Source organism: Crateriforma conspicua (genome assembly GCF_007752935.1).
GTDB lineage: Bacteria > Planctomycetota > Planctomycetia > Pirellulales > Pirellulaceae > Crateriforma > Crateriforma conspicua.
This window is the reverse complement of record NZ_CP036319.1, coordinates 478,150-497,195: the sequence shown is the minus strand read 5'-3', so window position 1 is coordinate 497,195 and position 19,046 is coordinate 478,150. Positions and strand designations below refer to the sequence as shown.

13 protein-coding genes are annotated in these 19,046 nt (G+C 60.5%); 7 read left to right on the top strand and 6 right to left on the bottom strand.

Annotation, left to right across the window (positions count from 1 at the left end; translation table 11 throughout):
• The first annotated feature begins 2 nt into the window (after positions 1 to 2).
• Positions 3 to 854 carry an alpha/beta hydrolase gene (locus Mal65_RS01940; RefSeq protein ID WP_145293159.1) on the top strand — a complete coding sequence of 284 codons (852 nt, stop codon included), beginning with the start codon at positions 3 to 5 and terminating at the stop codon, positions 852 to 854.
• Positions 855 to 895: 41 nt separating this feature from the next.
• On the opposite strand, the gene trkA is transcribed toward Mal65_RS01940, so the two are convergent.
• The 4 genes from trkA to Mal65_RS01920 form a co-directional block, all read right to left on the bottom strand.
• Positions 896 to 2,242: a Trk system potassium transporter TrkA gene (gene trkA, locus Mal65_RS01935; protein WP_145293157.1), complete on the bottom strand. Its 1,347-nt coding sequence runs from the start codon at positions 2,240 to 2,242 to the stop codon at positions 896 to 898.
• A gap of 9 nt (positions 2,243 to 2,251) precedes the next feature.
• Positions 2,252 to 2,443, bottom strand: a complete 192-nt coding sequence (locus Mal65_RS01930; protein ID WP_145293155.1) for a hypothetical protein — start codon at positions 2,441 to 2,443, stop codon at positions 2,252 to 2,254.
• 63 nt (positions 2,444 to 2,506) lie between these two features.
• The gene (locus tag Mal65_RS01925; RefSeq protein ID WP_196784493.1) at positions 2,507 to 3,148 is read right to left on the bottom strand and encodes a DUF6677 family protein; all 642 of its coding nucleotides are present in this window, start codon (positions 3,146 to 3,148) and stop codon (positions 2,507 to 2,509) included.
• A gap of 224 nt (positions 3,149 to 3,372) precedes the next feature.
• Positions 3,373 to 4,920, bottom strand: a complete 1,548-nt coding sequence (locus tag Mal65_RS01920) for a HEAT repeat domain-containing protein (protein ID WP_145293153.1) — start codon at positions 4,918 to 4,920, stop codon at positions 3,373 to 3,375.
• Between the two features lie 358 nt (positions 4,921 to 5,278).
• Here Mal65_RS01920 and Mal65_RS01915 point away from each other — a divergent pair, with 358 nt between their 5' ends.
• Positions 5,279 to 5,941 carry a lamin tail domain-containing protein gene (locus Mal65_RS01915; RefSeq protein ID WP_145304545.1) on the top strand — a complete coding sequence of 221 codons (663 nt, stop codon included), beginning with the start codon at positions 5,279 to 5,281 and terminating at the stop codon, positions 5,939 to 5,941.
• 279 nt (positions 5,942 to 6,220) lie between these two features.
• Here the strand turns inward: Mal65_RS01915 and Mal65_RS01910 are convergent, their stop codons facing one another.
• Both Mal65_RS01910 and Mal65_RS01905 read right to left on the bottom strand, forming a co-directional pair.
• Positions 6,221 to 9,850 (bottom strand): hypothetical protein, encoded by a 3,630-nt coding sequence (locus Mal65_RS01910; protein WP_145293151.1) that lies wholly within the window; start codon positions 9,848 to 9,850, stop codon positions 6,221 to 6,223.
• 128 nt (positions 9,851 to 9,978) lie between these two features.
• Positions 9,979 to 12,039 (bottom strand): ATP-dependent DNA helicase, encoded by a 2,061-nt coding sequence (locus Mal65_RS01905; protein WP_145304544.1) that lies wholly within the window; start codon positions 12,037 to 12,039, stop codon positions 9,979 to 9,981.
• A gap of 208 nt (positions 12,040 to 12,247) precedes the next feature.
• On the opposite strand from Mal65_RS01905, the gene Mal65_RS01900 reads away from it, so the two are divergent.
• The 5 genes from Mal65_RS01900 to Mal65_RS01880 all read left to right on the top strand — a co-directional run bounded on the left by Mal65_RS01900 (position 12,248) and on the right by Mal65_RS01880 (position 19,001).
• A complete protein-coding gene (locus Mal65_RS01900) occupies positions 12,248 to 13,360 on the top strand; it encodes a hypothetical protein (protein WP_145293149.1) in 1,113 nt (370 codons plus the stop codon).
• A gap of 190 nt (positions 13,361 to 13,550) precedes the next feature.
• Positions 13,551 to 15,980, top strand: coding sequence for a DUF1592 domain-containing protein (locus tag Mal65_RS01895; protein WP_196784492.1), 2,430 nt, complete (start codon positions 13,551 to 13,553; stop codon positions 15,978 to 15,980).
• Between the two features lie 70 nt (positions 15,981 to 16,050).
• Positions 16,051 to 17,361, top strand: coding sequence for a DUF1552 domain-containing protein (locus Mal65_RS01890; protein WP_145293144.1), 1,311 nt, complete (start codon positions 16,051 to 16,053; stop codon positions 17,359 to 17,361).
• A gap of 278 nt (positions 17,362 to 17,639) precedes the next feature.
• Complete coding sequence (locus Mal65_RS01885) at positions 17,640 to 18,719, top strand: ROK family protein (RefSeq protein ID WP_145293142.1); 1,080 nt, start codon at positions 17,640 to 17,642, stop codon at positions 18,717 to 18,719.
• A gap of 18 nt (positions 18,720 to 18,737) precedes the next feature.
• The gene (locus tag Mal65_RS01880; protein WP_145293140.1) at positions 18,738 to 19,001 is read left to right on the top strand and encodes a YidH family protein; all 264 of its coding nucleotides are present in this window, start codon (positions 18,738 to 18,740) and stop codon (positions 18,999 to 19,001) included.
• The last annotated feature ends 45 nt before the right edge of the window (positions 19,002 to 19,046 follow it).

The window sequence follows — 19,046 nt, the reverse complement described above, 5'->3', positions numbered from 1 at the left end:
CCATGATCCGCACCATCGCCGTCGTTGTTTGCCTGTTCGGTTTCGCTTCCACACTGGTGGCCGACCAGGCACCGGGCGGCGACGGGTCGTCGGTGACCGAAGGATCGTTGATTTACAAGACGGTCGATGGACGCGATTTGCGGATCGACTTTACCCGACCGACCGATTGGACCGCCGAAGACCAGCGTTCGGCGGTCGTCTTCATTCACGGCGGCGGTTGGACCGGTGGCAAACCGGGTCAGTTCAGCCAACACAGCTTGGAACTGGCCGATCGAGGCGTGGTGTGCTTTCGCGTGGAATATCGGCTGTTGGATAAAAAGTCGAAGCTGCCACCGATCACGTGCACCGAAGACGTCTCCGATGCCTTTCGATACATCCGCAGTCATGCGTCGGAATTGGGCATCGATCCGAATCGTATCGCGGCCGGCGGTGGCAGTGCCGGTGGCCACTTGGCGTCTTTCCTGGGCATGATGGATGACGTCGCCGTTGACGGCGTGTCACGTAAGCCCAACGCATTGCTGTTGTTCAATCCGGTTTACGACAACCGTCCGGGTCAGTGGGGCGACGCCCGTGTCGGCGATCGAGTGAAGGAATTCTCGCCGTCGGAAAACATCACCAAGGACGACCCGCCAGCAATCGTGTTCTTGGGCACCGAGGACAAACTGATCCCCGTTGCCACCGCGAAACGCTTTCGCGACAAGATGACCGAAGCGGGTCTGCGCTCGGAACTGTACTTGTACGAAGGCGAAGGCCACGGATTCTTCAATGCCGGCAAAGGCGACAATTCGGCGTACCGTTCGACGACCGATCGCGCGATGAGCTTTCTGCAGTCGCTGGGTTGGTTTGACAACTGAGCCGTCTTGATGATCCGGCCCGTTTCAAAACCGGGCCGGCATTAGCCACGGTCGAACAGCGGCAAGCACTCGCCGGCGGCGTCCTGATCGACCAAGGCCACGACGATGTCGTCGGCCTGCAATGTGTCATCGGCACGAGGCACGCGGACGAAACCGTCCCGCTGGAATCCTGCGATCAAGCAACGTCCCGCCAATGGCAGATCGGCCAGCGGGGCTTGGGTCACACGACTGCCTTCCATCACTTCCAGTTCGCAGACCGCGATCGCACCGTTGGGCAACTTTCGCTGGCTGATGATGGCACCTTCGTTCAAGAAGCCCAAGATTTGTCGCGCGACGACGTCACGTTCACTGACCGCGCGATCGATCCCCAATTTTCCGACCACGTTTGCATAGTCGGGGCGCCCGACCAAACACAGCACACGGGATGCCCCCAGTTCGCGCGCTTCAACGCCCGCCATGATGTTGTTTTCATCGTTGCCGGTGCAGGCGACGAAGTAGTCGACCGTTCCGGCACCTTCGTCTTCCAAGATGCTGCGTCGGTTCGCATTGGCGTTGACCACGGTGACCTCGGGCAACAGCTTGGCCAGGATATCGCAGCGGTGCGCGGCCAATTCCAACAGGGTCACCCGATAACCGTGCGAACACAACGAAGCGGCAACGTGGTATCCCGTTTCGCCGCCACCAGCGACCATGACTTTGGACGCCCGTTTCTTGCCCGTCGATCCGCTGAACAAGTCGCGTGCTTTGGCAACGTCATCGGGCATCCCGACCAGCGACACACGGTCGCCGGGACGCGTTTCATCGGCACCGCTGGCGATCCACATGCGTCCGTCACGAGCGATCGATCCGACCCGCACGCCGCTGGGTAGCTTCAGATCGGTCAACCGCTGGCCGGCCGCATCGGCGCCGGTCGCCACGTCCAATTCATAGACTTCCAGTTGGCCTCGGGCAAAGTGCTCCAGCGGGATCGAATCGGGGTTGCGGATGGCACGCGCCAGTTCCAACGCGGACAGTTGTTCCAAACTCAGCAGGCTATCGATTCGGAAATGGCTTTGGTAATCGAACGTGCTCAAGTCACGAAGGGCTGGCGCATAGACCCGCGCGATGCTGCGGCGTGCTCCCAGCGCTTTGGCCATGCTGGCGCCCACGATGTTGACTTCGTCGTCGCCGGTCACGGCCAAGCACAGGTCGGCGCTCAGCACATCGGCCTGGAACAACAGGGTGGCCTGCGATGCGCTGCCTTCGATCGCCCGGACGTCCAGTTCACTGTTCAACCGACGAACGTTTTCCGGATCGTTGTCGATCACGGTCACGCTGTGCCGGCGTCGGCACAGCATGTCGGCCACCCACCGTCCGACGGTTCCGCCGCCCAGAGTTAAAACACGCATCGATCGTTCCTAGACGATGTATTCCAAAACGAGCAACACGACAAAGATCAGCCCCATGAATCCGCCGATCCAACGCGCCGTTCCGGCCGCGTGACGCAAAACCAGATTCATGTCTTCGTGGCGTGTCGCACCGAACACCAACGAGATCGCGATCAGCAACGGCACGAAGTACAGCAAGTAGGTCGGCGAGATCGAAAGCATGGATGCGTGCCTGAATGAAGGACGGCTTGTCGTCAGACTTGAGGGGCGGAGTGGGGAAAGCGGCTAAGCGGATGCCGTGGTCGCAGGCTGGTGCGATCCGTCGCCATCGGGTTCGACCGATTCATCCGCGTCCTCTTTGGCTCGCTCGCGTCCCTTGCGACCGCTGATCGGAATCGACAATGGTCCCGCGTAGGCGTCGTAAATCACCAGGATGTTCAACAACCCGGCGATCATCGTGTACCAGGTTCCCATTTCGTAACCGGCGCCTCGCCGGGCATACCATGCCGAAACCTCGTCGGCGTTCTTTTCAATCACCGGACGGTGCGGCGGGGCCATGAACCCGTTCCAAAGCGGCTGGTACCCGTCCAGCGTTCGTCCGGTCGTCGGATCGGTCATCCGCCGCATCCGGTCGCCCTGAATCAGGGCCGGCAAAGCGGCGGCACCGACACCGGCCTGCAAGAAATAATGCCAGCGTTTGTCGCCCGGTTGCCAAGACGCGTAGACGACATGATTGCCGCCCAGGGCGAAACCGAGAATCCAAATCATCAGAATGCTGATCACAAACAGCCCGCCCTTGGCGCGACGCCCCTGATAAAAATGCCCCGCACCGGGGATCAGCCAAGCCAGTAGTGCCGCGAGATGTCGGTTGCGAAGGTCGACCAATTGGCCGTCGACCTCAATCACGTTGGATTCTTCTTTGGTCATCGGATACAGAAACCGATTCGGTCATTCGTTCTGGTTTTGTCCGGGCTCCGATCACGCGTTCTGGCGTACCGGTCGGCTGGACGGAAAGACGCATTGTGGGTCAAACGCCGGCTGGGCGATAGACGAATGGGTTTCGCAGCATCGCGGCCGATCTTGGCAGATTGCCACTCGGGTCCCCGCCATTACCCATACGCGTTGGGGGTCGCTGAGGCGATGCAAGCGGCCTATGTGCCGGGATTGAACGTCCGCAACATTTTGCGGCCCTTGTACAGATTGAAGACGTCGCCGCCCTGAAGCGGTCGCTGACGCCCGGCGATCGGCTGGTCGATCGTTTCCAGACCATCGGTGACCACACGGCACTCCGTTTCATCCCGAACGGCGCGAAAGATCCCCGCGGTTTCGTCCAAGAACAGACCCAGCAATTCCGGCGTGGCGTCTTCGTAACCGGCCCGATCCAAGTGATCGCGATAGGCGGCCATCAGACGCTTTTGAGCCTCGTTCAGCTGGTCCGCCGCGACGGTGAAGATCTCGTTGTGTTCGGCGTGCCAGCCGGCGTAGATCGCAAAGATGTCGTCGACCGGCAGATCCGCGACGTCGGCGGCCAGGGCAAACGTCACCGGCCCCACGATTCCGATATTGCTGTATTGGCGATCGCCAAAGTTGTATTCGAACCGGACCAAATGGACGTCGATCGGATCGTCAAAGCTGGGCCACATCATCCGGCGACTCTCGATCACTTCGACCCCGGTCGGCGGCACGCCCATTTGTTGCGGCTGGGTCAGCCACAGCGCCATTTCGCTTTCGGCCGACGCGGTTTCGGTGCGTTGATCGGGATCCACGTCATCGCCAAATCCCAGTTCATCGGCGTACTGGATCGCCCGCAGCCGTGCGGCGGGTTCTTCGGTCAACTGCAGCAACCGCTTCTTGCCCAGATCGTCGTCCAAGCGTGCCAGCGCCCCGGCGGCCTCGCACTGCACCCGACGGTGCTTCAGCTCGATGGCTTGGTTCAGCTTGCCGATGGACGATTCGTCACCGATCAGCCCCACCGCGTCGCACAACGACACCGCCAGCGCCACGGATTCGGACAAGCGATTCTGGACCGTTTCGACGTCGTCGCCGAACGACCGCGGATCTTCTTCAAACCGCGACAATCGTCCGCTGACTTCGCCCAGCAAGTGATTCAACACCGTCAACTGATCGGCGGCCGGATGCCGGCCCACGCGACCTTTGCGGTACAGAAAGTTGGCCAAGTCCAACACCGGTGCGGCCATCGCCGGCGAACTCAGGCAGTCCAGCAGATCGGGGTAGACGGCGTCGACGTTCCAGCCGTCTCGCTGCATCAACGGCCCCAAGATCTGTCCGGCCTGCATCCAAGTCTGTGGAGGCCGCTGGCGGAGTTGGTTCACCAAAACGCCCAGCGACGCATCGCTGCCGCGGGTGGCCAGCAGTTGCAGCAACAGAAATTGGTTCGGCGTGACTTCGGGGACCGCGGACAGGATCGCACCGATCCAGCCATGGGCCAGCTTGGCGAACTCGGTGTCTTCGGGAATCGATTCGATGCCCGCACGGGCCAGCCGCAAATGGAACAGCCGAAACAGGCCGCCCAGGATCGCCGGATCGCTGTCGGCCAGCCGCTGTGGGTCGGCCGCCATGGACCGCAGAAGCGCCGCCACGTCCAATTCCAAATCGGCGGCCATTTGCCCCAGCCGCACCCCCGCCTCGGCGGGATCAACGTCGGAGCCAAGCAGCCCGGAAAGCAATTCAGTTGACAAACGATCAGATCTTTTTCGTGGAATACGCCGGCGGTGAATCTCCGGCTTCGCAATACATCGGCCACGCCAGACGTGACCCAGGAGTCGTCAGGCACAGCATGACGTAACGCTGGACAGGCTACGAGAGGCATGCCAGCGAAGAAAGGCCCTGCTCAACCACCAATTTGACGAAAAATGGACTTCAAGATTTCGAATCTGTCGCGATCGCGACGACACCGCGATTTGACGTTTGTAAGGATTACGTTAAGTTTACCAAGTCCCCGCATTTTTACATTGTTCAGAACAAGTGAGGGGCTACTATCGTGCCGACGAACACACTCGAATTCGCACTGATTCCAAAGCGCCTTGAGGTTAAACAATGAAGAAGGTTTTATTCGCGTTGGTGGCGGCTGCTTGCACTTGGATGGCTCCGGCGAACGCCGCGTTGGTCGTTACCGGTTTAGTTGATGGTCCACTTTCTGGAGGAACTCCGAAGGCAGTCGAACTGTACTCCACTACAGCCTCAGCTGACCTTGCCGGTTACACCCTTGAATACTATTTCAACGCAAATGCTACCCCGTCCGTGACCGTCGATTTCTCCGGCGTGAGCATCGGCGCTGGCGAATTCATTTACATCACGCCAAACGCAGCTGAATTCAACACGTTTTTCGGATTTGCTCCCACGATCACCGGTGGTGGATCTATCAACGGCGATGATTCAGTTGTATTGAACCTTAACGGTTCGATTGTCGACACGTTTGGGACTCCCGGAACCGACGGAACGGGAGAAGCTTGGGAGTATTTGGATGGATGGGCCTATCGGAATGATGACACAGGCCCAGGTGCTTTCAACATAGCGGAGTGGACCTTCTCTGGTCCCAATGCACTGGATGGTGAGGCCACAAATGCGGGGGCAACAACTCCGTTTCCGATTGGCACCTATCAGATCACTGCCGTTCCCGAACCCTCCAGCGTTGCTTGCTTGACTTTGCTGGGGTGCGGTGCGGTCTACCGCCGAGTGCGTCGCAAGAAGGTTGCCTGAGGCGGGCTCAACCGCGACTCTTGACGAGCTGGCTTGCTGAACTCGTGCAGTCGAACCGTTCATCCACGGCCGCGAAGCCATTTCGCGGCCGTTTTTTCGTGCGCCCAGCGATCCACCCTCCCCGCGTGAGTTCGCTGAAGCTCACTTCGCGACCCTCCCGGAGGGAGGGTAAATTCCGTAATCTTCACCCTCCCTCCGGGAGGGTCGAGCCAAAGCGAGGGGAGGGCTGACGCCACAAATCAACCACGCGCAAGCGGGAGGGTGAAAGACGCTGGCATCTCACCAGCCCAGGATCGGCCCAAGGTTCAGGGACTCGTTGAGCCGTTCGATGCCGCGGTTGATCTCGCTGTTGATCTTCTGGCGGCCACGGTCCAGGTAGTTTTCCGCCGCCGCGCTGGCCGCCTGCTGCCCCAGCCCGGTCAGTGCCCGAGCCATCTCGCGGTTGTCCAACTGAGGCTGCCAGATCGTACCGCTGATCGGGAACCGCAACGTCTGGCCGCTTAGCATGCGTAGGTCGCTGCCCAACCACCGCTCGTTCAGCGGCACCTGGGCCACCAAGTTCAATCGCCCGTCGGTGTGGACTCGGCCGCCGGTGAAGATCTGTGCCTGGTCGACCTGCATGACCAGTCGCCGGTGAGTCACCATACGATCGGCCAACTCGAAGTCGACCTGCTGGGCGGGCAACGACACCAGCTTTGTCTCGGTGCGATCCTTCGGCGCGCCGGTCAGCCCACGCAATTGATCCAACCCCGCGATGATCGGCGTCGTCATCGGTCCGGACAGCATCTGGACCTCCACAATGTCCAGCCGTCCGGCAACGTGGCTGTCGGCCGGTTGGTCCAGGTTCACGTCGCCGACATCGACATAGGCATCGAATGTGCCTTGGATCCGGGCCGCGTCGGCGACCACCGGGGCGACGTACTTCAACCATCGATCCGCCATCTCCGGCGTCACCCGGATCTGACGAGCGATCTGGCCGGGGGTCAGCCGCATCCGGATCGGCCCCGGACGATAGTCGACCGCTCCATCCAGAATCACGGCCCCATCGCCCACCGGCACCGACGACCGATCGATTGTGACCGTCGTCTCGGTCATGTGAAAGGGGATCTGGGCGGGACCGAGATCGATACCGCCGACCGCGGCACTTTCCCAGCCAAGGTCGCCGGAGATGTCAAACGCAACGTCGCCCGCTTTGGACATTCCCACGCGGATGGCGACCGGCGTTTGGTACTGACCGGCGGCCGCGATGGGCGTCCCGGTCAGCGTTGTCAGCAAACGTGCGACTTCGTCCATCTTCAGCGATGTCGGTCCCTTCAGACGCACGTCATAGTTCCCCGGTTGCCAGGACGCCGGGCCGGAAAGTTCCGTCGTGAACCAACCGCTGGTCAGCTTGGTGTGATCCGCCTGGACCACGCCGGTCGCTGAATCCAACATCAAGCGACCATCCAGTTTCAAATCGGGTTCGAACCAGACGGTCCGTGGCGTTTGGCCGGCCGATTGCGGCGGCTGGATCACGGCGATGTTCGATCCCGTGGCGGTGGTATCGATGCGGTATCGGCCATCGGCAAGGCCCGCCAGTTTGACCCGGCCTTCGCAATACCCGTCGACCAACCAGCCGTCGGTATCGGCCGACGCGGCGGGTGCGTTGCCTTGGAAACTGGCTTGGCGGATCTCGGCCGACGCGGCGATGCGTGGGCGAACGCTGCCCTGCAGCTGACGCAAATCGGCCCGCCAGTGCATTTCCATTTGTTTGGCTTGTTCGGACCAGCGACCGGCCAGGGCGGCCGAGACGGTGTCGCCTTTGAGGGTCAGTTCGTCGACCCGCAAGTCATCGGCCGACGATGACACGTCCCCGGCAAAGTGAATGTCCAAATGGTTCTGTTGGTATTCGCGCTGGGGCGTGACCACGCGGACCGCTCGCAAGTCACCCGAAAGTGTTCGCAGCGTCGCGCCGCCGGCGGACGCCTGCAATTCGGCGGCGATTTGGAACGAACCGTCGACGCTGGCAATGGTCGACGGCGTCCAATTGGCGATCATCGAATGCAACGTGCCCAGCGGTCCGTTGCCCGTCAGCCGCAACGGTAGTTTGGTTGCCGCCCCGCCGTCGATCCGCGTCGGTTGTTGCAATTCGGCCGACAGGTGAACGCCGTCGCTGCGCAATTGGACGATCGCGGTATCCAATTCGCTAAGCGTTTGGCCGTCCCACACCCCGGTCGCTTCGACCGATGCGTCGACCGCATCGCGTCGCAGACGTCCGCCGTCGGGCAGCGTCAGCGCCAACTGGCTTCCCCGCCCGTTGCCTCGCAGTCGCCAGCGGTCTTGTCGATCCACGTTCCAATCGATTTGGCCTTCGATCGTGCCACGCAGCGGTGATTCGGACAGATCAAACAGCGGCTGCAGAGTCTCCGCCAGCTTGCCGAAATCGACCTGCACGTCGGCTTGCCCGCGACGCAGGTCGCCCCCACCGGTGGCCCGGGCAAAGGTACTTTGCAATCGAAATTCGTCGGCACGAAGCGTTCCGCGATCTTCGGCGACCGTTGCAACCATTTGCACCGGAGCGACATCGACGTTGCCGCCGTTGGTGCGGGCGCGGATGGCTTCGCTGCGAAGTGTGACGCGACTGCGTGAACCACCGGAGGCATCGTTGACCAATGATTCCGCGGTCGCCACGATCCGCCCATCAACGATCGATACGCCATCCCGCATTGGCAAGACGCCGGGCATCGCCGCATCCAAGCGTGCTAGATCGATTTCGGCCGACGCGCGACCGGCGATGCTGCGGAACCAAGCCAACAAGTGATCATTGGGATCCACGAAAGATGTTGAATTGGAAATCGCACCGTCAAAATCAACGCGTGCAAAGTCGGTGACCACGGTCAAATCGCGGCCGACCACGGAATCCGTCAAACAAACCAGATCACCCGACAGTGTTGCCAATTCGTTGCCCCAGCGCCGGGTTGTCGGCCGGCCATCGGGTGATGGGCTTGCCATCGCCGCGACGAAATTCCGAACCTTGACGCCGCGCAGTGAAACGTCCATCACGCCATCGTCAAAACCGGTCGATGTGATTTGGCCCGTCAATTCGCCGCCGATTTCTTCCGGTAACAACGACGGGTCATCGATCAAACGGGGTCCGATCAACGCCATGATCGACAGCGGCAGCGATTCCAGATCGACGGCGGCTTTCCATGTCTCACGTCCATCGGCCTGGGCGACGGTTTCGGAATTCGGCGTCCACTGGACATCGGCTTGAACCGATCCTTCGCTGCCACCGGGCTCTCGCAGGACTCCCGATGCATTGGCTTGGATTGCATCCGGTTGGATGGTGATTTCCGCATTGGACTGATTCAACGACCACGTCTGATCCGTGCGGACGTCATGCACATTCACGCCGACTTCTTGCAACCGGACCACCGCCGATACCGTGGCTGATGACTCTGAATCGGATTGCATCAAGGCATGCAGATCGTCTTCCAACCCGCAACGCCCGCCGTTCCACAGACAATCCACACGCAGCCCGCGGACATCGATCGCGCCCAGTTGGTCCATCGACGACGACACCAGATCCCAAGCCGTCAACGATGTGTCCACACGGTCGACGCGGATCCGGCTTTCGGCGTTTCGTCCATCGATGGTGACCCGTGTCAACTGCAGCGGTGTCAGCCAGCCGACACGGACGCCTTCGGCATCCAGGTCCAGGTCATAGTCGTCACCGATTTCTTGCAAGAACGATCGCGCAAAACCGGTGTGGCTGACCAGACTGGGCAGCGACAAAACGACCAGCACCAAAAAAGCGGCCGTGACCAGCAGAATCAGGTTACGCCGTCGCATCCGGTCTTCGCGACGACGATTCGTCTTCTGACGCTGGGACCGGTCCAGCTGATCCAACAATCGGTGGGATTTCAGCACAACACGCATCCTTGCGACAAGCTTCTTCGACGGACGACAACGACAGAATCAGCGCCAACCTTACCGATTGTCGGCCGATCGACCCAAGATGTCTTTTTGCGTTGATCTGGCCGGCTCTGGCCGGCGGCTCAGGCGGTTCCCTTGCTGCGTCGTCGACGCACGCGCTGGACCGGCAAATCGGGCAGCGACTGGATGAACGTCCGTCCGTACGGCTTGCTCAAGATTCGCGGATCCAGCATCACGACCATCCCCGTGTCCTGCTTGGACCGGATCAGACGGCCGAACCCCTGACGGAACTTCAGCACCGCGGCGGGCACCTGATAATCGACAAACGGATTGCCACCGCCGGCGCGGATCGCGTCCAAACGGGCTTCCAGCAACGGGTGATCGGGCACGGCGAACGGCAGTTTGGTGATGATCACGTTTTGCAGGGCGTCGCCGGGCACATCGACACCCTGCCAAAAGCTGTCGGTGCCAAACAACACGCCGCGAGGATTGGCCCGAAAGGCGTCCAATATCTGGGACCGCGTTTGGGTGCCGGCTTGGCTGTACAGCTGCAAATCACGCTGCACCAACCACGACCGAATCGCATCGGCACAGCGCCGCAGCAGGTCGTAACTGGTGAACAGCACGAACGCATGTCCATCGGTGTGCCCGATGAACCGTTTCAGCTGTTCGGGCAACGCTTTTTCAAACGCTTGGCGATCGGCGGACGGATCGGGCATGTCATCGACGATCACCAACTTCGCCTGCCGGCGATAATCGAACGGGCTGCCGACGCGCACCGACGCGCCGCCGGTCAAGCCGATGCGTGAACGAAAGAAGGCGAACTTGTCATCGTCACCGCTGGCGATCGTGGCGCTGGTCATCACCACGCTGTCGATCATTTCGTTTTGAAACAGCTCCGTCCGCAACACTTCGCCCACGTTCACCGGCGAAGCCGCCAAGGTCACGCGGTCCAGCCCACGCCGGCTGCCCGATCGTTCGACCCAGTACACCGAATCGTCCAGATCTTGGTTGATCCATTGCCGTAAACCTCCCGCCAATGCGATCGTGCGTTGGAACGCGGATTCCAGATCCTGTCGCTCCGATGCATTGTCTTGTCCGTCGGCTTGCTGACGCAATCCTTTGGCCAGCCGTTCCATGACCTCGCTCAATTCATTGGCAACGATCCCCGGACGGGTGACGCGTCCATTTTTGGGTCCATCCCTTTCCCACCAATCCAACACGTCGGCGAACAAATTGCTGGACGCAAAACGACACTGATTAACGACTTGTTGCAGGCCGCGCAAGCCCTTTTCGACCAGCAAGCCTTTGTTCGTTTGGTCGTTGTACAGGCGGTTGAACAGATAATCGAACTGTCCGCTGGTCAGACGCAGCCCCAAGTGATCGCCGGCCACCGACTCGATCGTGTGACATTCGTCCAAGATCAGCGCGTCGTAATCGGGCAAGATCGCCACGCCTTGTTGGCGCAGTGCCAGATCGCTGAACAGCATCGCGTGATTGACGATCAACAGTTGAGCGTTCTCCGCACGTCGACGAGCGCGGAAGTAGAAACAGTCGGCAAAGTGCGGACAGGATCGCCGCAAACAGTTGCCCGTGTCGCTGGCGACTTCGTCCCAGACCACCGCATCGGGTTTCTGTGGCAACGACGAAAGCGAACCGTCGCCGGTTTCTTTGGACCAGGCTTTGATCCGGCGAAGCTGGTCGTATTGCCGATCGGTTTCAAACAGGGACACCGATTTGGCGATCGCGCGTTCCATCCGTCGCATCGACAGATAATTGCGACGCCCCTTGACCAAAACGGCGCTGAACTCGCGAGGGATGACACTGTTCAGCAGCGGCACGTCCTTGGCGATCAGCTGTTCTTGCAAGCTGATCGTGTCGGTGGAAATCACGACCCGGCGTTTGCGTGGCGGATCATCCTCCGCGTCCGACGTGTCAGCCCCGGTTGGTTTCTTGACGACTTGTTGGTCGGACGTTGCGTGCAGAATCGCGGGCACCAGGTAAGCGAAACTCTTGCCCGTGCCCGTTCCGGCTTCGGCGATCAAATGCTGCTGGCTTTCCAACGCGTCGGCGACCGCGGCGGCCATCGTCAATTGGGGCTGTCGCGGCTCGTATTGCTTCAAGCGACGGCTGATGCTGCCGCCCTTGCCCAAAACAGATTCGACGGTCAATTCATCCGACAACGAACAAAACCCGACAAAGAAGAACAAGATACGAGTCGCCGGCCCGAATCCCTAAACAGCCTGCTTACCCAGACAGCCACATTCCCAACCCGAACACCGCACGAAACGGCCGACGGCGCCGCGAAACACAGCGCCGCGGTGGCCATCGGTTCGGGCAGGGGAGTATAAATTGCCCGCCGGATCAAGACCTTTCCACGACGGATAAACCATGACCACGATCCAACAGTTGTGCCCGGGATGCGGCCGTCAGCTGCAATTGCCCGCCGAAGCGGTGGGAAAAACCGCTCGCTGTCCGGCGTGCGAGGCCACGTTCCAGGTGACCGGGAACGCGGCGGACGTCCAGCCCGATCCGTGGGCAGCCGGGACCGCGCCGGTTTCCCCTGGATCCGCCCCCAGCGGCAGCTTCGGTTCGAGCCCCGGTGCCGGACCATCGCCGGTCAATCCCTATCAACCGTCGGCATCGACCAGTCCCGCGGTGACGATCGGCCCCTACCAAGTCGTGGACGTCTCTTTCGAGCAGATTTTTCAAACCAGCTGGGCCATTTTCCAACAGCGATGGGTCAATCTGTTGTTGACGACATTGGTGGTGATGGGCGTCGGGATCGCGATGGTCGCGTTGTTCTTTCTGTTGTTCGGCGGCGTGGGGATGTTCTTCGGTGCGGCCGGAGCGGACGGGATGAGCGTTTTGGCGATCGTGCTGGGCGCTTTGATCTTCATTCCCGCGATGATGCTGTTGTCCGGATACATCTGGACCGGCTGGGGCCGCGCGATCATAGCGATCGCCCAAGACCACCCGAACCCGCTGTCGGAGATGATGCCCCCGATGTCGTTGGTCATGCGGGTGATCCTTAGCTCGTTGCTGATCGGTGCGATCGTGTTGGGCACGGTCATGTTCTTCGGGATTTTCGTCGGTCTTTTGGGGGCCGCCGCGGGACCGGATGCCGCTGCGACGCTGGGCGGAATCGTCGGCGTCGTCTTTCAATTGGTGGCCCAATTCGTCTTTCAGTTCTTCATGTGGCCGTGGCTGTATTCGATCTGCTGTGGCAAATCGACGGCGATGGGCGCAATTGGTGATTCGTTCCGCATCGCCATGCACAACAAGTTGACGTCGCTGTTGATCGTCGTGGTTTCGATCGGGCTTTCCCTGGTCGGAACACTGATGTGCTACGTGGGTCTGCTTGTCACCACTCCTGCATCGATGCTGCTGACCGCGGTCGCGTTTTTGATGATGAGCAGTCAATACGTCGCCGATCCTCGGTTCGTGTCCGATCCAGGCTTCCCGCGACAGCAACCGCCGCCACAGCAGCCGGCCGGCTATTGATGCGTCGACCACCGATGCGCTTGGTGGACGAACGCGGCAGTGGTGAACAGACCACCACGCAACGAAACTTGTGTCGGGATTGATCTTTGGACACAATGGAGCACACGGGCCCGCGGATGACGCGGCCCGCCCCGCCTTTGCAAAGATTCCCGCCTTGCGATCCTTCCCACCCTCTGCATCGGGTCCTCCCATGCGCCAACCCTTCGTCCGCGTCACGCGCCGACGCGTTTCACGCTTGTGCGGATGGTTGATGGTTCCCGTCACCTTCCTGACGTTGACACTCGTTTCCGATCGGGCGATCGGCGTGGAGCCGCCGGATTCGATCTCGGTATTTCAGCAAGACTACTGCCTGGATTGCCACCAGGGGCCAGACGCCGAAGCCGGCCTGGACCTGGAAACCTTATCGGCCGACTTGGACGACCAGGAAGCGTTCGCACGTTGGGTGCGCGTCGTCGACCGAGTCCGCGACGGCGAGATGCCACCGGAAGATTATGGTGCCGCGGATCCCGATGACGCAAAACGATTCTTAAAGCAGGCGTCGCGCTGGTTGGCGGACCATCAAACTCGGCAAGATGATTCGCTCGGTCGTGTGCGAGGCCGGCGTCTGACCAACCGCCAGCTGGAAAAAACGCTGCAGGATCTGCTGGTGATCCGCACCCCGTTGGCTCCGCTGATGTCGGGCGAACCTCGGCTTCACGGTTACGTGGGCATCGCCGACGCCCAGCCGATGTCACCGTATCAATTGCAGACTCATTTGGATGTTGTCGACGTCGCGTTGGATGCGGCGTTTCAAAAGGTCTCGCGAACCGAACCGCTGCTGGAACGACAATGGGACGCGGCGGGCATCGCCCGGAAAAACCCGCGTCGGCGATGTCGCGAACCTGAAATGCGCCAAGGCCGGGCCGTGGTCTGGTCCTGCAACATGCCGTTTTACGGTCGTATGGAAGCCACCCGCGTCCCACGCAGCGGTTGGTACGACATCCGATTCACCGCATCGGCGGTCAAACCGCCCAGCGAAGGCGGCGTTTGGTGCACCGTTCGCCGTGGCGAGTGCGTTTCCAATTCACCCTTGATGACGTGGATCGGATCGTTCGAAGCGGAAAGCGAACCACGCACGCTGGAATACCGGGCCTGGATCCCCAAGGGGGAAAAGCTGGAGATCCGGCCCAACGATTCGACCTTGAAAAGGGCTCGGTTCGCCGGTGGCCAAGTCGGCACCGGGGAAGGGGAACCACAGAACGTTCCCGGTTTGGCTCTCAGCGAACTTTCGATGCGTGAAGTCCAACCCGCAGGATCGGCCGCGGATACCGCCGCCGTTTTGTTCGGAGACCTCGCAATCGCAAAGCATGGACGTGACGGCGTCGTTTCGTTCCAAGTCGATCCATCGGCCACCCGACAACAACTTTCCGATCAACTGGTCCGGTTCGCACAACTGGCTTTCCGTCGCGACATCGAACCGGATCGGCTGGTCGGTTTCCAGCAAATGCTGTCCCAACAATTGGACGAAGGCGTACCGGCGGTCGATGCGTTGCGTGCGACGTATCGGGCCGTCCTTTGTTCGCCACGATTCTTGTACTTCAGCGAACCGGTCGGCCGTTTGGACGATTTCGCGATCGCATCGCGTCTGAGCTATTTCCTGTGTCAAAGCATGCCCGATCAGGAATTGCTGGAAGCAGCGCGACGCGGCCAGCTGCACAATCCCCAGACATTGATACGACAAGCCCACCGATTACTTGATACACCCCGCGGCAGGTCGTTCATGTCGGACTTCGCCGATCAGTGGCTGGAACTGGACCAGATCACCGACACCGAACCGGACCGACGTCGTTTCAGCGAATTCGATCCGATCGTGCAAGACGCGATGCTTGCCGAAACGCGAGCGTTTCTGAATCAGCTTTTGAAAGACAACGCTCCGGTGCAACAGATTGTCGCCGCTGACTTCACGTTTTTGAACAGCCGTTTGGCACGGTATTACGGGATCGACGACGTCGCAGGAGACCAGTTGCGATTGGTCCACCTTCCCGACGACTCGGTTCGTGGCGGACTGATGGCCCACGGCAGCGTCTTGAAGGTCACGGCCAACGGCACCGATACGTCGCCCGTGCTTCGCGGCGTCTGGCTGTGCGATCGCATCTTGGGAACCCCAATTCCACCGCCACCGTCGAACGTCCCGGCGATCGAACCGGACACGCGAGGTTCCACATCAATCCGGGAAATGTTGATCCGTCACGAAGAAGACCCGAACTGTGCCGGATGCCACCGCAAGATTGACGCGGCCGGTTTCGCGCTGGAATCCTTCGACGCATCGGGCCAATTCCGGACCCGTTATGAACGCGGCAACAGCCGCAACAAAGGCCCGGCGGTGGACCCCAGCGGGACGCTGCCCGGCGGAGACGAGTTCGATGACTTCACCGAATTCCGTCATCTGGTCAGCCACGAAGATCATCGACTGGCCGAAAACTTGGCGGATCACTGGATCACCTATGGCACCGGCCAGCGAGTCCGATTCGCCGATCGCGCCAGGGTCGAATCCATCGTCCAACGGACCGCGGACTCGCAATACGCGATCAATGATCTGCTGATGGCTGTCATCACCAGCCCGTTGTTCCTGGAAAAGTAGACCGAACGCACATCGCCCGCTGAAAACTGTTCGCCCGCCGAAAACAGACCGCCCGACAGGCACCACCGCCATGAATTTGAACCCTGCAAAAATCGTTTCGTCGCGAATCCGTTCGCTGCTACATCGCCGTACGGTGTTGCGTGGAAGCGGCGTGGCGATGAGTCTGCCGTGGCTGTCGGCCATGGCGGGATCCTTCGCTGATGATCTGGAAAGCGGGGCCCCACGCCGGATGGTCACCACAACGCTTGGCTTGGGTTTGGTCGACGGCAATTTGAATCCGACGCAAACCGGTCGCGACTACGCGGCATCGCCGTACTTGAAATCGCTGGACGACTTGCGTGATCGATTCACGATCATCTCGGGGACATCGCACCCGGGTGTCAGCGGAGGCCACCGCGCCGAAGCCAGCATCTTGACGGCGAGGCCGATGGGGACGACCGGCCAAGTCCGCAACACGATCTCCCTGGACCAACACGTTGCCCAACAGTTCAGCGGACGAACCCGATACGAAAGTCTGGTTCTGGCGACGTCCGGGACGGGCAGCCCCTGTTACACCCGTCACGGTGCGATGATCCCGCCGGAAACGTCGCCGTCGCGTTTGTATGAGAAACTGTTTGTCGATGAATCCGATGCTCAGCGAAAACGCCAAGCCCAAAAGGTGCTGCAAAGCCGCAGCATCATGGACTTGGTCGGCGATGACGCCAAATCGTTGCAACGTGAATTGGGTGTCGCCGACCGCGACCGCTTGGACGCCTATTTCACCAGCGTCCGTGAACTCGAAAAACAGATGCAGACCAACCAACAATGGGCGCTGCAACCCAAACCGTCGGTGGACGTGCCGCGACCAGTGGACGTGGCCGACCCGAACGATTTGATCCAGCGTTTTGATGTCATGTGCGGCATGATCAAACTGGCATTGGAAACCGATTCCACGCGGGTCATTTCACTTCACTTGCCGGCCGGTGGCGGCGTGGTGCCGATCGACGGCGTTGACCAGGGTTATCACAGCCTGTCGCACCACGGCCGAGATGAAGAAAAACTGGCTCAGCTGCAACGAGTGGAAACAGCCATCGTCCGGCACTGGGGTCAGTTCATGCGTGACTTGGCGGCCAGCGAAGATTCCGGGACCAGCCTGCTGGATCAAACCACGTTGCTGATGACCAGCAATCTGGGCAACGCGTCGAATCACGACAACCGCAACATGCCCGTGCTGTTGGGCGGCGGCAAATTCCGACACGGCGCCCATCTGGGCTTTGACCGCAAGAATAACTATCCGCTACCGAATCTGTTTGTGTCCATTTTGCAGCAGATGGGTGTTCCGGCGGATCAATTTGCCACCAGCACGGGAACCATGGCGGGGTTGGATTTCAACGTCGGGTGAACGCGTCCGTGCTGCCGACGAACTGGCTACCAATCGCCGTGAAATTCGGTCGACCGGCGTGGGGAAAGACCGCCGTCATCTTGTCCGGCAGTGGGATGTGCGATATCAAATCCGCTCCTCTGACGACTGGCGAATTGACAATCACCGTCGCCGACTTGGTCAGAACCAGCCTCGCAATCGCCTGACGCACCCTCGCGACAGGCCGGGATGATCGCTCAGGTCCGCCGTCGGCGGGCTTTGATGGCGGATCTCCCGACCGGCCTTCAAGGAAACTTCACGTGTCATATTTCATCGGCGTCGATGTGGGCGGAACAACGTCCACGATTTGCATGGGTGACCATCAGGGTCAACTGATCGAACTGTCGGATCAATTTCGCACCCGTTCCAACGATGGCCCCGGTGCGACCGTGGACGACATCGTTGCCGAAATCCTGCGTTCGGCGGATCGTCTGCATCTGTCCTTGGATGACTTTCCGGTCGTGACCTTGGCAACGCCCGGGCCGGCCACCATCGATGGTGTGCTTCACGGGTCACCCAACCTGAATCATCCGGATTGGAACCATTGTCCGATCCGCGAAATGTTGCAGGAGAAGTTGCGTGAAACCGCGCCGGCGATCGAGGTCCGCTATCTGGGCGACGGCCAGGCCGCGGCATTGGGCGAATTTGCCGTGCGGCGAGGCGATTTGAAGATCGATGCAAAATTGGCCCAGCACACCGGGCTGAATTTGGATCGTCCCAACAAACAACTCGATTCGCTGTTCATGATTGCCGTGGGCACCGGCTTTGGTGGTGGCGAAGTTCGTGAAGGCAAAGTCGTCCGCGGTCGCAAGGGTCGTGCCGGACACGCCGGACACATTCTGTTGCCGGTCGACGCCTTTCGTTATCCCCAAGATCGCGAATTGAAAGTCGGCAACACCTTCAACGCGGTCGAATCCGCCGTGTCATTGACCGCGCTGACACACCAACTGGCGTATCGCTTGAAGCTGGACGATTGGAAGGATCATCCGCTGAACAGTGTCGAAGGCACCGACAAGGACCGTGCCAAACAGCTTCGTGAATTGGCGGCCGACGGCGACGCACTGGCCATCGAACTTTTCGACGACCAAGCCAAAGCGCTGGGCATGGCATTGTTGATGCTGCAGTACATCGGTGATTACGACCTGTTGGTCGTCGGCGGTGGCGTCTGTGACCTGGCACCCGATGTGCGTCAGCGTTACCTGCGGATCGCCCAAGAATCGTTCTACGATCACGCGTTGGACGGATTCCGGGATTTTACCGACATCGAGTTTTCCGACTGTGGCGACAGCGCCGCGGTCATCGGGGCCTATGTCGACGCCTTGTCGGCAAACGAAGCCTAATCAGCAGGTCGCGAACCAATGGTCGCACCGGAGCCCGAAAAAGATAAAGCTGATCGCCGAAATGATCTGGCGTTGATCCGCACCGACCTGGCCAACGAACGCACCTTGTTGGCTTATGTGCGGACCGCTTTGATGTTCGCCGGAAGCGGAATCACGCTGATTAAATTTTTCGCGGACCTGTCGTGGACACGAAGCGTCGCCTGGGTGCTGATCACCGCCGGCGCACTGATGCTGTTGGTCGGCATCGTGCGTTTCATCCGACTCGGCCGACGAATGCACTGACATCGCCAATGCTGCTGAGACTCAAGGCTTCCCACCACCATACTG

Coding starts and splice junctions, on each gene's coding strand:
- trkA (WP_145293157.1), bottom strand. CDS start 2,242: ATGCGTGTTTTAACTCTGGGCGGCGGAACCGTCGGACGGTGGGTGGCC.
- Mal65_RS01930 (WP_145293155.1), bottom strand. CDS start 2,443: ATGCTTTCGATCTCGCCGACCTACTTGCTGTACTTCGTGCCGTTGCTG.
- Mal65_RS01915 (WP_145304545.1), top strand. CDS start 5,279: ATGAAGAAGGTTTTATTCGCGTTGGTGGCGGCTGCTTGCACTTGGATG.
- Mal65_RS01890 (WP_145293144.1), top strand. CDS start 16,051: ATGAATTTGAACCCTGCAAAAATCGTTTCGTCGCGAATCCGTTCGCTG.
- Mal65_RS01900 (WP_145293149.1), top strand. CDS start 12,248: ATGACCACGATCCAACAGTTGTGCCCGGGATGCGGCCGTCAGCTGCAA.
- Mal65_RS01925 (WP_196784493.1), bottom strand. CDS start 3,148: ATGACCAAAGAAGAATCCAACGTGATTGAGGTCGACGGCCAATTGGTC.
- Mal65_RS01880 (WP_145293140.1), top strand. CDS start 18,738: ATGGTCGCACCGGAGCCCGAAAAAGATAAAGCTGATCGCCGAAATGAT.
- Mal65_RS01895 (WP_196784492.1), top strand. CDS start 13,551: ATGCGCCAACCCTTCGTCCGCGTCACGCGCCGACGCGTTTCACGCTTG.
- Mal65_RS01940 (WP_145293159.1), top strand. CDS start 3: ATGATCCGCACCATCGCCGTCGTTGTTTGCCTGTTCGGTTTCGCTTCC.